The sequence below is a fragment of the Microbulbifer regidiadema (SeqCode) genome (assembly GCF_052466995.1).
This window is the reverse complement of the sequence record NZ_CP174297.1, coordinates 2982537-2996931: the sequence shown is the minus strand read 5'-3', so window position 1 is coordinate 2996931 and position 14395 is coordinate 2982537. Positions and strand designations below refer to the sequence as shown.

At 48.9% G+C, this 14395-nt stretch carries 14 protein-coding genes; 12 read left to right on the top strand and 2 right to left on the bottom strand.

Annotated elements, in window-relative coordinates; translation table 11 throughout:
* Positions 1-15: 15 nt before the first annotated feature.
* The gene (locus tag ACJJIK_RS13030) at positions 16-1056 is read right to left on the bottom strand and encodes a glycosyltransferase family protein (protein WP_444942992.1); all 1041 of its coding nucleotides are present in this window, start codon (positions 1054-1056) and stop codon (positions 16-18) included.
* Between the two features lie 146 nt (positions 1057-1202).
* Between ACJJIK_RS13030 and ACJJIK_RS13025 the strand changes: the two genes are divergently transcribed.
* From ACJJIK_RS13025 to ACJJIK_RS12980, 10 genes are all read left to right on the top strand, one after another.
* The gene (locus ACJJIK_RS13025) at positions 1203-1865 is read left to right on the top strand and encodes an NUDIX domain-containing protein (protein ID WP_444942991.1); all 663 of its coding nucleotides are present in this window, start codon (positions 1203-1205) and stop codon (positions 1863-1865) included.
* Between the two features lie 87 nt (positions 1866-1952).
* On the top strand, positions 1953-2474 hold the full coding sequence (locus ACJJIK_RS13020) for a DUF1249 domain-containing protein (protein ID WP_444928732.1): 522 nt from the start codon (positions 1953-1955) through the stop codon (positions 2472-2474).
* Between the two features lie 41 nt (positions 2475-2515).
* Positions 2516-3340, top strand: a complete 825-nt coding sequence (gene cpdA, locus ACJJIK_RS13015) for a 3',5'-cyclic-AMP phosphodiesterase (protein ID WP_444942990.1) — start codon at positions 2516-2518, stop codon at positions 3338-3340.
* 368 nt (positions 3341-3708) lie between these two features.
* Positions 3709-4383, top strand: a complete 675-nt coding sequence (locus ACJJIK_RS13010) for a hypothetical protein (RefSeq protein WP_444942989.1) — start codon at positions 3709-3711, stop codon at positions 4381-4383.
* Positions 4384-4456: 73 nt separating this feature from the next.
* On the top strand, positions 4457-5080 hold the full coding sequence (locus ACJJIK_RS13005) for a YqiA/YcfP family alpha/beta fold hydrolase (protein WP_444942988.1): 624 nt from the start codon (positions 4457-4459) through the stop codon (positions 5078-5080).
* Between the two features lie 12 nt (positions 5081-5092).
* Positions 5093-6979, top strand: coding sequence for a DNA topoisomerase IV subunit B (gene parE, locus ACJJIK_RS13000; RefSeq protein WP_444928728.1), 1887 nt, complete (start codon positions 5093-5095; stop codon positions 6977-6979).
* A 644-nt stretch (positions 6980-7623) separates the two neighbouring features.
* On the top strand, positions 7624-8226 hold the full coding sequence (locus ACJJIK_RS12995) for a glutathione S-transferase N-terminal domain-containing protein (protein WP_444928727.1): 603 nt from the start codon (positions 7624-7626) through the stop codon (positions 8224-8226).
* A 95-nt stretch (positions 8227-8321) separates the two neighbouring features.
* A complete protein-coding gene (locus tag ACJJIK_RS12990) occupies positions 8322-8684 on the top strand; it encodes a Rid family hydrolase (RefSeq protein ID WP_444942987.1) in 363 nt (120 codons plus the stop codon).
* A gap of 405 nt (positions 8685-9089) precedes the next feature.
* The gene (locus ACJJIK_RS12985; RefSeq protein WP_444928725.1) at positions 9090-9506 is read left to right on the top strand and encodes an IS630 family transposase; all 417 of its coding nucleotides are present in this window, start codon (positions 9090-9092) and stop codon (positions 9504-9506) included.
* Positions 9507-10155: 649 nt separating this feature from the next.
* Positions 10156-11850: a histidine kinase gene (locus tag ACJJIK_RS12980; protein WP_444942986.1), complete on the top strand. Its 1695-nt coding sequence runs from the start codon at positions 10156-10158 to the stop codon at positions 11848-11850.
* 449 nt (positions 11851-12299) lie between these two features.
* Here the strand turns inward: ACJJIK_RS12980 and ACJJIK_RS12975 are convergent, their stop codons facing one another.
* Entirely contained in the window at positions 12300-13091 is a 792-nt protein-coding gene (locus ACJJIK_RS12975; protein WP_444942985.1) for an SDR family NAD(P)-dependent oxidoreductase, read from the bottom strand.
* Between the two features lie 129 nt (positions 13092-13220).
* Between ACJJIK_RS12975 and ACJJIK_RS12970 the strand changes: the two genes are divergently transcribed.
* Together ACJJIK_RS12970 and ACJJIK_RS12965 are read left to right on the top strand one after the other, a co-directional pair.
* Positions 13221-13547: a winged helix-turn-helix transcriptional regulator gene (locus ACJJIK_RS12970; protein WP_444942984.1), complete on the top strand. Its 327-nt coding sequence runs from the start codon at positions 13221-13223 to the stop codon at positions 13545-13547.
* Positions 13548-13620: 73 nt separating this feature from the next.
* Positions 13621-14334: an NUDIX hydrolase gene (locus ACJJIK_RS12965; RefSeq protein WP_444942983.1), complete on the top strand. Its 714-nt coding sequence runs from the start codon at positions 13621-13623 to the stop codon at positions 14332-14334.
* Positions 14335-14395: the final 61 nt, after the last annotated feature.

Below are 14395 nucleotides of genomic sequence, written 5' to 3'. Positions count from 1 at the left end.
GAATTAGGCGAGGCACTACTTGAGAGTGCCATCCAGATTGATATCTTGGGCCCAGGCATAGTCGTGACTAAAGGGTTGTTGAGTCGTGGCTTCAACAATGTACTGAGCGTAGAGCTTTGAGTTCATTTCGTTGTGGAAAAACGCCCTGGCCCGCGCTGCCCAGGCGCGTCGCTTGGCATCGTCGCCGTTAAATTCGCGGATTTTTGCCAGCAGGTCCTGTTCATCGGAGAAATAAACGACGCTTTCTGCAGGGAGCAGCTCGTCAAAATGCAACTTGTCACTGGTGAATTGCAAAATACCGTTACCGGCTAGCTGGGCCATGCGCGCGGAGGAATACCAGTAATGGGTGTCCTGGCGGTTGAAGTTTAGTCCCATTTTGGTTTGAGACAGGGCGCGGTCGTAGTCGCGACCCCAAACCGGCGCCTCGCCGAAGCTGCCGTAGGTTTTAAAGTTCAGCGAGTCCCCCAGGGCGTCTTTCAGATTTTTAACCATCTGTAGGCGCTGGGTAAAATTATTGCTGTTACTGCAAAACAGCAGGTCGATCGGCAGATCTGTGCGCTCTGCGTTATTCAGGTTTTCAATCGAGGGTTCAACCGGGTTGGGCATGTGATAAACACGGGCACCAAAGCCCTCGAATATTTTCAGTTCCCGGCGTCCGGTAGAGACAAATACCGCATCGGCGACTTCCGCACGGTATTTGATTCGCTCGACATTGCTGGGAACAAACAGGGGGTCGTTATTGCAGTGGGCAATAAAGCAGTTGGGTAAACGCTGCTTGATGGCCTTTAGGGTGTCGTTCGTGATCATATCGCAGTGGCCCGCGATGATCAGGTCCGGCTCGAAGGCCTCAACGGTTTCCAGCAGGCGGCGGTTTGCCTTTGTAACGCCCAGGTCGCGAATACCGAAAGGCGCCTCAAACGCGGCGATATCGCGGTCGCTGAATACCTGGGTGTAGTGGTCATTTTTTATCAGGCCGAAGGTGAGCTTCTGCGCCCAGCTAACCCTTGTCTTGCCATAGCGTCTCAGCTGCTGATAGGCGATATTCAGCACTCTCATGTCGTGTACTCTCGAAATTCAACACGGAAACCCGGATAGCCTCTGTAGTCAGTGGCTGGTACGGTGGGCGCAGAGTATAACAGCTGGTCCCCGGGTCTTGTCGCGGAAGCAGCGCGGCAAATCCGAAACTTAGGGAGAGACGAACCATGCCACAAGATAACAGTCGAACTGATTTAACCCCGGAATTTGCTGCGGACTCAGTAGACATAATCTCCAGGGAAACCGTATTTAAGGGCTTCTTTACCATGCTGCGCCTGCGGCTGCGCCACCGCTTGTTTCGCGGGGGCTGGAGCGGTGAGATAGAGCGCGAGCTGTTTCAGCGGGGCGAGGCCGTGGGGGTCTTGCTGTACGACCCGGCCCGGGATCGGTTGGCTCTCACCGAGCAGTTCCGAATCGGTGCCCTGGAGCGCTCTGCGGGGCCCTGGTGCCTTGAAGTGGTTGCCGGTATGGTGGAAGAAGGGGAAAGCCTGGAGGCGGTGGCGCGCAGAGAAGTCCAGGAGGAAGCCGGGTGCAGCGTGCAGGATTTACACTTTATCCACAGCTATACCCCCAGCCCGGGGGGGAGTTCTGAGCGTATGCACCTGTATTGCGCTTTAGTAGACCTGGAGGGGGCTGAAGGCGTTTTTGGCTTGGCTGAGGAAAACGAAGATATCCGCCTGCGAGTATTTCCACGCCAGGGGATTGTGGAGGCGATGCAGGGGGATTATTTACCGGGAGAGAGCCCGATAGACAATGCGGCCACACTGATTTCACTACAGTGGCTAGAGTTAAATCGGGCGCGTTTAATTGATAAGACGCCAGCTGCCTGATCGGTCACTGTCATTTGCGCAACTTTACCCGCGTGAGGGACAAACTGAGAGGTGAATCACGGCGGCAATTGAATCGGAGTGTTGATAATGGCTCTAGTAGGTGAGGCAGATGCGCGGCAACGCAAGCAGACGAGAATGTCGCCAAATGGCAACGGCAAGGCGGTGTATCGGGTCGATTTACCGTCTTATCATGCCGACTGCGACGCTAATTACCTGCGCCTGCTGAGGCTGCTCCCAGAGCTGTCTGAGAGAGAGCAATGGTGCTACCAAATACCTGGTGGCAGTCTAAAACTGAGAGTGGTGACCCGCTCCAAGTATACCACTGAGGTGTTACTGGACGCAGAGGTTAATCTCAGAGAGAGCCGCTGGCTGGAATCCCCCAACTTGACCGCGCGCCTGTACCACGATGCGCGGATGGCTGAGGTGATTGCAGTCAATGGCCGTGGGCCGGTAGGTGGTAAAGGAGTAGACACCACCTACCCAAATCCCCGTATGCAGCGCGCAGATGAGAGACCTCAGGCCAATCGCTTTCTCGGTGAGTGGCTTGAGTACTGTCTTGCAAATGGTCGCGCAGAATTTGAATTAGTGCTGGATGGTCGGAAAATTTAATTCTGCGGTAGAACACACGGATGTGATTACAAGGTGAGCAAGTGATTCGCGAGCACAACAAGCCTAAAAGGTCTGATAAGACCAATTCATATCGTCTGATCCAAATAACAGATCCACATATCGGCAGCCGGGCAGATTATCAATTGCTGGGCCTGGATACGGGGCATACGCTGGATGAGGTGCTATCTGACATCGCTTCCAGGCAACAGGCCGCGCAAATGGTGGTGGCCACTGGAGATATCAGTGCGAACGGGGCCGAGGCTTCGTACCGCCGCTTTCTACAAAAAATGCGCACCGTGCAAAAACCCTGGTATTGGCTACCGGGGAACCATGATGTCAGCGCCCGCATGAAGCAGCTGGCCCCACATCGCAACACCGAAGTGGTCGCCCTGGGCAACTGGCGCCTTTTGCTGCTGGATACCAGTGTTGAAAATCAAATCTGTGGCGGCCTCAGCGAGGCACAGCTGGAGCGCTTGCAGTTGCTGCTGTGGGAGACCCGCGACTATCCGGTAATGATCATGATGCACCACCAGCCGGTACAGGTGGGAAGCAAGTGGATCGACGGCCATATGTTGCGCGATGGGCGCGACCAGTTGCTGCATATGGTTGCCCAGGCACCACAGGTGAAGGCGCTGGTATGGGGGCACGTACACCAGCAGTTTGACAGCTGTGAGGGCGGAGTAGGCTTGCATGCAACCCCCTCGACTTCAGTGCAATTTACCCCGGGCAGTGGGCCCTTTGCCGTAGATGATGAAATGCCAGGCTATCGTTGGTTCGATCTATACGATGACGGCAGTTACCAGACCGGGGTAGAGCGCGTGGCAGTTTCAAAATACTCCGTCGATCTGGCGTCTTCCGGCTACTGAATCCCCCTCCTTACCGAGCACGGCATCACTCCGCAATACGGAGAAAGTCCTAAGCGGTGCGCTTTGAAAGTCACCGCTACTGGGCCACAGTTCCTGCAAATTGGCAGGAGCTGGGTCCCCGCCACCGCCGAGACCCGCGTAAATAGTGCGGCATTGCTCAGCGGCCCTTTAGGGAAGTTACCTTTATCTTCTTTGTTCCCTCACCGTACAATGAAATCCGGGGGGTAGGGATCACTCGCCGTAGTTGTGGGCCGGTAAAATACGTTAATAGGTACTGGGGTTTTGGTTGTAGTGCGCCTCACTGTAAGGGTATTTTGCCGCTACTGCGGTGATTGAGCGGATAACATCGGGAAGTGAGGAATTGAAAAATGAAAAGAATATTTATTTTGCCGCTCCTGGGTATGGCGCTACTAGTGGGTGCTTGCGCGCACCAGTCCGGCGAGGGGGGAGAGCCTGAGCCGGCGGCACAAACAGACAGCCTGGGCTTGCTTCCCAGGTCCAGCACCCTGGATGAGGTCGCTGCGGCATTTGCGTTTGATATCAGTGGGGCCAGCGTATTTATTGCCCCGGTCAAAGTCGACTACACCAAGCGTTTCTCCTCAGTAGCGCGCAGCCGCTACCGGGAAAAGGACTACGAGCTGGATGAGAAGGATATGCAGCAGATGAATGCACTGCTGGCTAAAACCTTTACCGAGAAATTTCTCGCGCCACGCAATAGCACTGTGACAGAGGACCCGCAGCAGGCGGATTACACCTTGTCGCTGTCTCTGGAGAAGTTTTCCGTGGCCGCGCCCCTAGACCCCTCCCCCTGGACCTGGCGTATCTATACCGAGCAGAGTGCCTACGGCGTACTGGTGGGGACCCTCTACGACCGCGAAGGCAATGCGGTGATGCGCTTTCGCGACCGGCGCGATATCGGTGAGAATCTGGCTGCCTATGGCCCCGCTGGGCGCCTGGAGCGCTTTACCAGCGTCACTTTCTGGGCCGATATGCGCATCGATATGCGGCGGGCCTTTGCCAGTTTGAATCGCACTCTGCTGTAATACTCACCAGCGTTTGCGGCTTCTGGTTACATCGGCCCCCCGATTGGCGATATGGGCGCTATAATCACCGCCTATGCAAACTCATGATCTTCAAGGAAGGCCGCTGCTGATTTACCTGCACGGCTTCCTTTCGTCACCACAGTCTTTTAAGTGTCAGTTGATGCGGGAGTGGCTCAAGGCTAACTACCCGCAGGTTACCTTCTGCGCGCCACAGATCTCCCCCTATACGGACAGGGCACAGCAGTCTTTACTCACCCTGTTAGAGGGTTTCCTCCAGGAGCCGAAGCGGGGGCCGATAGGCCTGGTGGGGAGTTCCATGGGTGGCTTCTGGTGTACCTACCTCGGCGAGCGCTTCCAATTGCCTGCGGCACTGATCAATCCCGCAGTGCGTCCTGCGCGCTTTATTCCGGCCTATGTGGGCAGGGCCTTACAGCCTTACAGTGGTGAAGAAGAGACATTCTGCCTGAGCCAGGTTGATGTCGATACCATGCAGCGGGTACAGGCAGAGTTGGATGCGCCACTGGAGAGCCGTTACTGGCTGCTCGCCCAGCGTGGGGATGAAGTTTTAGACTACCGCGATGCGCAGGATTTCTACCAGGGACAGCGCCAAACTATTGAAGACGGTGGTGATCACAGTTTCCAGGAGTTCGCACGCTATTGCGATCCCATCATCGAATTTCTATTTAACGAGCAGTAATCAATAAGAGCTATGGCTAATTATTCCGCCGAAGATATTGAGGTACTCACGGGGCTAGATCCGGTGCGCAAGCGCCCCGGGATGTATACCGATACCGCACGCCCAAATCACCTGGCCCAGGAAGTGATCGACAACAGTGTCGATGAGGCTCTCGCCGGGCACGCCAAAAAGATTGAAGTGGTACTGCACAAGGACCACTCGCTCTCCGTGAGCGACAACGGTCGCGGCATGCCAGTCGATATTCATCCAGAGCAGGGGCGGCCGGGTGTCGAGGTTATTCTCTCCACCCTGCATGCCGGGGGCAAATTCTCCAATGATAACTACCAGTTCTCCGGCGGCCTTCACGGCGTGGGTGTCTCGGTGGTTAACGCCCTGTCCAAGGTGTTGGAAGTCACGATCCAGCGAGATGCTAAGGTCCACCGCATCGGATTTAAGGACGGTGAAAAAGCTTCCGACCTGGAAGTGATCGGTGAGTGCGGCAAGCGCACAACCGGTACTAGTGTGCGCTTTTTGCCGGACCCCCAGTATTTTGATTCGGCCAAATTTTCCGTGGTGCGCCTGCGACACCTGCTGCGCGCCAAGGCGGTACTCTGCCCCGGCCTCACCGTTACCTTTATCAATGAGCAGGACGGTGAATCTGACGAGTGGTATTACGAAGATGGCCTCAAAGACTACTTAGCCGCTGCCAACCAGGGTTGGGAAGTGCTGCCGGCAGAGCCTTTTGTGGGCAGCTTTGCGGCCACCACCGAAGCGGCGGACTGGGCTGTCCAGTGGCTGCCGGAGGGGGGCGAGGTCACCGCTGAATCCTACGTCAACCTGATTCCCACCGCGCAGGGCGGAACCCATGTCAACGGCTTGCGAGCCGGCTTGCTGGAGGCGATGCGGGAGTATTGCGAGATTCGCAACCTGCTGCCCCGTGGTATTAAATTGGGGCCGGAAGATATTTGGAGCCAGTGTTCTTACGTGCTCTCTGCCAAGCTGGCCGACCCACAATTCTCCGGCCAGACCAAAGAGAGGCTCTCCTCCCGCGAGGCGACGGCGTTTATTTCCGGTGTCGCCAAGGATGCATTCAGCTTGTGGCTGAACCAGCACACGGAAGAGGGCGACAAGCTCGCAGAGCTCTGTATTGGCAACGCGCAGAAGCGCATGCGCTCGGCGAAAAAAGTAGCGCGTAAAAAAGTCACCCAGGGGCCCGCCTTGCCGGGCAAACTGGCAGATTGCTCCAGTGGCGATACCTCGCGCTCTGAGCTCTTCCTGGTGGAGGGGGACTCGGCCGGTGGTTCTGCCAAGCAGGCGCGAGACCGGGAATTCCAGGCCATCATGCCGCTGCGCGGTAAAATCCTGAATACCTGGGAAGTCGACTCCGGGGAAATTCTCGCCAGCCAGGAGGTACATGATATTGCTGTGGCGCTCGGGGTAGACCCGGGTAGTGATAAGTTGGAAGGGCTGCGTTACAACAAGGTTTGTATCCTGGCCGATGCCGACTCGGATGGTCTGCATATTGCCACGCTATTATGTGCGCTGTTCTTGCGACATTTCCGACCGCTGGTAACCAATGGCCATGTTTATGTCGCTATGCCCCCGCTGTTCCGCATAGATATCGGCAAGGATGTTTACTACGCACTGGATGAGTCCGAGAAGCAGGGTATTCTCGATCGCATCACTGCGGAGAAGAAAAAGGGCAAGATTCAGGTAACTCGATTTAAGGGCTTGGGTGAAATGAACCCCATGCAGTTGCGTGAAACCACGATGGATCCCAACACCCGCCGCTTAGTGCAGCTCTATGTCGATTCCGGGGACGATAGCAACCAACTGCTGGATATGCTCCTGGCGAAAAAACGGGCGGGAGATCGCAAGCAGTGGCTGGAGAGTAAAGGGAATCTGGCCGAGATCGGCTAAGTTTCAAGCTTGTTCTCTGGTTTTTTTAAATGGTTGCCTTAGTTTATTAAGGCAACCATTTGGAGCGCTGCAGGCAGCACTTTATGATTTGAAATTGATATTTATCTAACTCTACTGTTTCATTTAATCGATGACAGTGAGTGTTAGGAATCCACTCCCCCGCGTATCCTCAGATAACCCTAATGTTATAGGGCAATCAACCGACGAATTAAAGCAATTAGAGGTAACTTGGAGCCTCTGGATAATTCTGTGAATCGATCTGCAAGTCCTGTGCAGGCCCTTGCCTGCATAACGGTTACATTGCAGTTCACACAGAGAGCTGCGCTCATTTTCGGTTAGCTATACCTAATACCTAATACCTGTAACCTTTAAATTCGTAGAGGTGTTGTGGAATTACTCATAGGGTCTCAGGTGTAACAAAGTTGGCACCATATTACAGGTTGAGACTTTAAGTAGAGCCATTATTCGGAACAAAAATTGGTACGCGAATTTATTTGTTAGCAAGCTAAAGGGGGATGCATTTCAGGGCTGAATGCAGATCATGATATGGAGGCAGAGGAGGCTTCAAATAGACTTAAATGATGTGTATAAAGCACAGTCTTAGTGTTATACGCCTCAAAAAATTCGACTTAGGAGTTTTAATTGTGGAATTAACTGTTGGTACTGATTCAACGTGGTCATTAAGAGCTTGGATGTGTAGTCAAATAGCTCAATTAAACGTCGAGGTTAATGTAATTGATTTGACAGGCCGCGATTACAAAGCTGAAGTTTTCAAACATTCGGAGACTGGCCTTGTTCCAACGCTAAATAACGGCAATATAAATATCCACGATTCACTGGCAATTGCAGAGTATTTTAATGAATGCTCTGAAGGTGCTCTTTACCCTGAACATCCCTATGAGCGAGCTTTAGCACGAAGCTTGTGTTCAGAGTTGCATTCTGGCTTTATGAATGTTAGGGCTAATTGTCCATTTACTTTAAATCAAGTGGAGCCATTAAAAAAACTCAACAATGATATTAGAGATGAACTGGCAAGGGTTGAGTCTATTTTTGAAAAAGCTAATTTACCCTATATGTTTGAATCAGCTGGGGTTGTAGATGCATTCTATTCCATACTTGCTTTTAGATTAAAAGTCTATGGCATAACTTTTCGAGGTAACGCAGGCGATTACCAGGAGAGCTTATTGGATTGGCCTATTCTGCGGCAGGCTATCAGCCTAGCTAGAAGTTGGAAAAACGTAGAATAAAAAATACATCGGTTATAAAATACTTGGTTTTATTTCGCTGGACACACTGGTATAGCTAAGTATTTTTAGCCGTTTACTTAAAGGTGAGTTGTGTCATGATTGAACGAGTAGCTGGAATATATAAAGGAAGAAATAAGTCTTCTGTGTACAAAGATTTAGTTTTCTCTGTCGCCACTTCGCCGGATACGGATGTAGGGACAAAAGAGCAAACGCGGCAGGCTCTTAAAGTAATATCCGAGAATTTGAAAGAGCTTGGCACTAGTAAGGAGAATATACTTTCGGCTCAAGTGTATATTGCTAGAATGCATGAGAAGTCGCAAATGGATGAGGCTTGGTGTACGTGGATTGGTCAAAATCAAGAACATTGGCCACAAAGAGCATGTTTAGGTGTAGAGCTAGAAGGTGATGTGCTCGTTGAAATAACAGTGGTAGCGGTCAGGCCCCAAGGCTGTTATTAACCATGTGAGCCTATAGTAGGAATTGCGCGGACACTGGATGTTTCCTGGCGAACTGTACAAAATTAGGGCAATTCTTGCAAATCGGGTGGCTTCGAGGCATTCGTCGCTAAAAACGCGGCTATCCAGAAGGGATGAATCGTAGGCTAACGATAGAGCAAGAAAAGCAATTTCAAAAAAATCGTAGATGAACAGCCGGATCAGCTCAAGCTTAACTGCGCTCTGTGGACACGTAAGGCTGTCATGGAGCTAATTGAATATGAATATAGCATAAAATACCAATCCACACCGTCGGTGATTATCTGAAATGCTGGAATTTTACACCTCAGAATCCCGCCAGGCGGGCCTATGAGTAAAATCTTAAAGCCTTTAAAAATTGGTGGAAGAAGATTGTTCGGATATTAAACAGTGTACGAAAGGGGCATTCTCGGTGATTGTCAGCATAAGCGGGGTTATGCGCGAAAAGGGAAAACGCCCATTGTGAAGCTAAATGCAAAGCGAGCTTTACTCAATATGATTTCAGCGATTACAAATCAAGGAACAGTGCGCTTTCAAATTTACAAAGGGGGTATGAATGCTGACAGATTAATTGGCTTTCTTAAACGATTAATCAAAATATTAGGTCGCAAAGTTTATCTCATACTAGACAACCTTAGAGTGCATCATGCTCGAGTGGTTAAAGCTTGGCTGTCAGAACACAAGAATGAAATAGAGATATTTTATTTGTCATTGTATTCATCTGAATTGAATACAGATGAATATTTAAGCTGCGACCTTAAAGGGGTGTACATAGTGGGATTTCAGTACGATCTGAGAAAAGGTTGAAAAATAAAGTACTTTCTCATATGAGAATACTATAGAAAAATTCCGCGCGCGTGGCTTCCTATTTTCAGCATAAGTCAAATAAATATGCAGCATAAAGAACTATTGGTCCGCCGGGTTAATAGTTATTCAAGAAATGGTGAGTCATATTTTTTCATAAAAATATACCCTAAAATTCGGACAGATTCCTATAAACTTTAAGACTTTAAGTTTGATTTTTTTGAGACTCCTGTTCTAATTTATGAGGAAAAACTCTTTTTATCTAAATAGGAAAAACTCTTTTCATCTAAAAAAGTTCACTTTATCGCGTGAATCTTGTAGGCTTTCTGGAAATATCAGTGCATCAAGGTGCGCATTTAATTTTATTTTCCGTAGAGCTTTTTGCTGGATACATTTTGGCGCTAAGAATAATGATTCTAGTGTGGTGTGACAAATAGGTTGCTATTGTAGAAAAATCTTAAAATATAGGTCTGAAACATGTTTGCAATGTGCAAGCAGCTATTTTTGTAGGTTTTTTATACCTGCACTTAGTTCGTTGCAAAACAATAGAGAGGCTTCGCATTGTCTGTGTTAAGCATAGAAATTTTATTTTCTCCAGTATCAAGAATTATACATTTTTAAGAAATACAATGACCTATAAGGGAAATATAGGATGAAGTTTAATATCAACGTAGCAATATTGATATTTAGTGCATATCTTTCAGGGTGCAATGGGTCTTCGAGTGGGGGAGATGATCCAGACACTGGTGGCGAGCTTACAGCAGCTGCCATGGAGATCCATTATGAGAAACCTAAAACGCTAACCTTTCGCTGGAGTGATGTTTCTGGGGCAACTTATTATCAGTTATTTGAAAATGCTGATGGTCACTCTGGGTTTGAGCCTATAGGAAATCCTATTGCGCCAAAAAAAGAGCACATTGAATTAGTGGTGCCATTATTCAAAAAACTTAATGCCCGATACTTATTGCAAACCTGTAATGAATATAGATGTGTCGATTCTCAAACCATAGCAATTGATCAGGATGTGATAGGCAGTATCGGTTATTTTAAACCTAGTAATACTGATGCTGGCGATCTGTTTAGTTGGGATCTAGCAATTAGCGATGATGGTAATTTGCTTGCAGTGGGTGCTCCTCTCGAAGATAGTGGTGGTGGCCAAGAGGATAACCTGACATCTGATTCAGGAGCAGTTTATATTTTTATTCGGGAAGATGGTGAATGGATACAGCAAGCCTACCTTAAGTCTCCAGATCCTCAAGAAGCTGCAGAGTTTGGAACTGCATTGAGCCTTAGCGATGATGGTTATACGCTTGCAGTAGGGGCATTCAAGGAGAATGGGGAAAATGATAACGTTGCTGCGGGTGCTGTTCATATTTATTCTCGAAGTAATGAAGGTTGGGCCCATAGCGCCCGACTTCAAGCAAGTAATCAAGGAAATAATGACCTATTTGGTTATGCCCTTAGCCTTAACGGGAATGGTTCTACTTTAGCGGTAACCGCACCCAGTGAAGATGGTGGTCTTGATGGCGAATCTGGCGATGCTATTGAAGATTCTGGAGCGGTATATGTGTTCCGTAATGAGGAGGGAGTTTGGTCACAGCATGCCTATATTAAGGCTGCTGACAGTTCTACGGGGTTAGGTTTTGGTGCTTCGATAAGCCTTGATGATGCTGGAGCTTCACTCGCAGTTGGAGCTAATGCTGATAATGCGGAAGCAGGTTCCGTTTATCTATACCGGTTAGACAGTGATTCCTGGGTAGGGGATGGTAAGATATCGGCTAGTAATGCTGCCGTTGGTGATTGGTTTGGCTTCTCGCTCAATTTAAGTGGTAATGGGCAAACTCTAGCAGTTGGTGCCCCATTACAAAATGGATCTACTGAAAATCAGGATACTCAAAATGGATTTGACAGTGGCGCTGTATACATTTTTTCTCGAAAAGAAAACGCTTGGCAGCAAACTGCCTATTTGAAAGCTGCTAATACTGATAGCTCTGATAGGTTTGGTGAGGCAGTAAGGATAAGTGATGATGGTAGCCTTGTAGCCGTGGGGGCATGGGGAGAGAGTAGCTATAGTCAAGGATTGTTTGGAGATAATACAGACAATTCTTTACTTAAATCAGGAGCCGTTTATATCTATATATTTAATGGTGTAGACTGGTCTAGCGAAGCTTATATTAAGGCGAGCAACACAGACTCGGGAGACTCTTTTGGTGGCTCTGTTGCACTAAGTGGAGATGGAGATAATTTAGCAGTAGGAGCGGTTGGTGAAGATGGTGCCGATAGTGGTTTGTTCGCAAATCCTGAGAGCAATGAAGCTGAATCTGCAGGAGCGGTCTATATTTATTAATTGGGCTGTATAATTTGTATTTACGTATAAAGTTAGTTCAACACTTCGGACAGTTTTAGAAAGCTGGTGCTCTTAACTTATGAGATTACAGCTTACCGAGGCTTACTTTATCAAAGGTCTAAGGTGGCCCAGAGCTGCCGATAACTGACCTGTATGGCTGTAAGCCGCAGGGTTGCTGGGCTAAAACTGTCCGAAGTGTTGTTAGTTATTTTAGTTTAAATGGTATTGTTATCATTAATCTAGATCGAATGGAATACGTTCAATATAAATTTGAGAAAGCTTTATTCTAAGTATGGGTGAGAGGCTGCTCAGGTAAATCAAAAGATTTTCCTAGAGCAGCAATATATCTAGAGTTTTAGCTAATAAAATTTCTTTAGCAGGAGTTGCAGTGCAGGAATTTATCCAAATTTAGCCCGAATAAAATACTGCTATCCGGGCATTTTGATATTCTAGTTTCTCCCAGCAATTACCCCGCCATCAATGTCCCAAATGGCTCCTGTTACCCAACTTGCTTTATCGCTTAAGAGAAAATCTACAACATTAGCGATGTCCTCGGGTATACCAACTCTGCCAATAGGGTGAAAACTGTTGAAGGAAGCAAGTGTTTGGTCTATTTCCCCCGGATCGATAAAAGATTCATAAATTGGGGTTTTGACTACCGCAGGGGAAATCGCATTGACCCGAATATTGTGCTCGGCCAGTTCCATTGCCATATGTTGGGTGAGCGAGTGCAAGCCGGCTTTTGCCATGGAGTAGGCTGAGGAGGGGGTCGCTTTTACAGACTGCTTGGCCCACATAGAACCGATATTGACAATACTTCCCCCACTGTTACTGGCCATATTGCGTGTCACCGCTTGACTGATAAAGAAGGTGGCGCGGTTGAGGTCGAGATAGGTGTCGTAGTCCGCCCGAGTGTGTTCAAGGAAGGGTGTGGGGTTAAAGTAGCCGGCAGCGTTAACCAAATATTTGAAGTGATAATCACTGGAGCGAATATATTCGATAATACGGTTGATGTCGTCTTGCTGATAAAGATTGGCCTGGAAGAACTCCGCAGAACCGAGCTGTATTAGTTCGCTGAGGGCCTGCTCCAGTTTATTGCGATTATTACCGATAATAATTGTGTGGATTCCCTGTTTCACCAGCAGCTTTGCCGTGGCAAGACCCATGCCACTGGAGCCGCCAACGATTAAGGCCACTTCTTGTTGTTCGGTAGAATCTGGTCTTTTGCTTGAGTCGCTCATATTATTTCCTCACTGAGATAGGCTCATAACATGAGTGGAGTCTAGAAAAGAAGCGGCTAGGTTGAAAAGTAAGCACAAAATGGTGCACTAGTTACTTTTTGGTAAGTATTGATGAAAATAGAGGAAAAAATGCTAGCTCGAAAGTGTCCACCGAAGAGCAGTGCCAGAATGGTCGAGACTATCTATGGGTGTAAATGGTCTCTTACGGTCTATCAGCTTTTGGCCGGAGGGATCAATCGGCCGGGTGAGATGGTGCGCAGCGTGGAGGGATTGACCACTAAAGTCCTGAATGAGTGCCTGCGCAGAAATATAGAGTTCGGGATACTGGAGCGAATCAGCTATGCCGAGATACCTCCTCGCGTGGAGTATAAGGTGACAGAGTTCGGGCAAAAATTTCTGAGAATTCTGGATGACCTGGAAAAATTGCAGGAGGAAATTGACGCGTCCGAAGCTTGAATGCGGTCAATGACTTTATCCTGTTGGGGCCTTCGAGTTAAACTAAGTGTCTAAACGATACTTATTGCTCACTATGAATGAAAATGATTATATAGCTCGCTACGAGAAGCGTAATTTTGACGCTCCTCTAGTGACTGTGGATGCGGTTCTGTTCACCTATCACCAGAGCACTCTCAAAGTGCTAATGGTGAAGCGCTCCGCTCACCCGGAGAAAGGAAAATGGGCCCTGCCCGGGGGATTTGTCTCTGAAGCGGAAGATAGCAGTTTGGAGGCAACGGTTATCCGCAAGCTACAAGAAAAGACAGCTGTGATACCGCCGTATATCGAACAGCTTTACACTTTTGGGGGGCCGAGCAGGGATAGGCGCGGTTGGTCGGTTACGGTTGCCTATACCGCGCTGATTGCGCACCAGCGCTGCGCGAGTGCAATTGACAGTGTCGCAGATGTCGATTGGCTGCCTTATTCTCAGGTATGTCAGTTGTCCCTGGCATTTGATCATCTAGAGATTATCCGTCGCGCCCATGAGCGCTTGGTGCAAAAAGCGCTCTATTCAATTGTGCCAGCCTTTGCATTACCGGAAAAATTCACCCTGCCGGAATTGCAGCAGGTACACGAGGCAATTATTGGCAAACCGCTACAAAAAAAATCCTTCCGTCGGCGAATTGAGCAGGCAAATCTGCTGGTGGATACCGGTGAAAAGCGCTCAGAAAAAGGCCGGCCCGCAGCGCTCTATCGATTGAGTGAGAATTCTGCAGGGCATAAATTTGTGCGAAATTTAGAATTGTGATGATGTATTTTTTTGAATTATTAGATCGGCTAACTTCTTAGTCGTGGCTGGATTTTATTGG

What these genes read in the sequence shown, in the direction of transcription:
- ACJJIK_RS13030 (WP_444942992.1), bottom strand. Translation starts at nt 1,056, where the DNA reads ATGAGAGTGCTGAATATCGCCTATCAGCAGCTGAGACGCTATGGCAAG.
- ACJJIK_RS13025 (WP_444942991.1), top strand. Translation starts at nt 1,203, where the DNA reads ATGCCACAAGATAACAGTCGAACTGATTTAACCCCGGAATTTGCTGCG.
- ACJJIK_RS13020 (WP_444928732.1), top strand. Translation starts at nt 1,953, where the DNA reads ATGGCTCTAGTAGGTGAGGCAGATGCGCGGCAACGCAAGCAGACGAGA.
- ACJJIK_RS13010 (WP_444942989.1), top strand. Translation starts at nt 3,709, where the DNA reads ATGAAAAGAATATTTATTTTGCCGCTCCTGGGTATGGCGCTACTAGTG.
- ACJJIK_RS13005 (WP_444942988.1), top strand. Translation starts at nt 4,457, where the DNA reads ATGCAAACTCATGATCTTCAAGGAAGGCCGCTGCTGATTTACCTGCAC.
- parE (WP_444928728.1), top strand. Translation starts at nt 5,093, where the DNA reads ATGGCTAATTATTCCGCCGAAGATATTGAGGTACTCACGGGGCTAGAT.
- ACJJIK_RS12990 (WP_444942987.1), top strand. Translation starts at nt 8,322, where the DNA reads ATGATTGAACGAGTAGCTGGAATATATAAAGGAAGAAATAAGTCTTCT.
- ACJJIK_RS12980 (WP_444942986.1), top strand. Translation starts at nt 10,156, where the DNA reads ATGAAGTTTAATATCAACGTAGCAATATTGATATTTAGTGCATATCTT.
- ACJJIK_RS12975 (WP_444942985.1), bottom strand. Translation starts at nt 13,091, where the DNA reads ATGAGCGACTCAAGCAAAAGACCAGATTCTACCGAACAACAAGAAGTG.
- ACJJIK_RS12970 (WP_444942984.1), top strand. Translation starts at nt 13,221, where the DNA reads ATGCTAGCTCGAAAGTGTCCACCGAAGAGCAGTGCCAGAATGGTCGAG.
- ACJJIK_RS12965 (WP_444942983.1), top strand. Translation starts at nt 13,621, where the DNA reads ATGAATGAAAATGATTATATAGCTCGCTACGAGAAGCGTAATTTTGAC.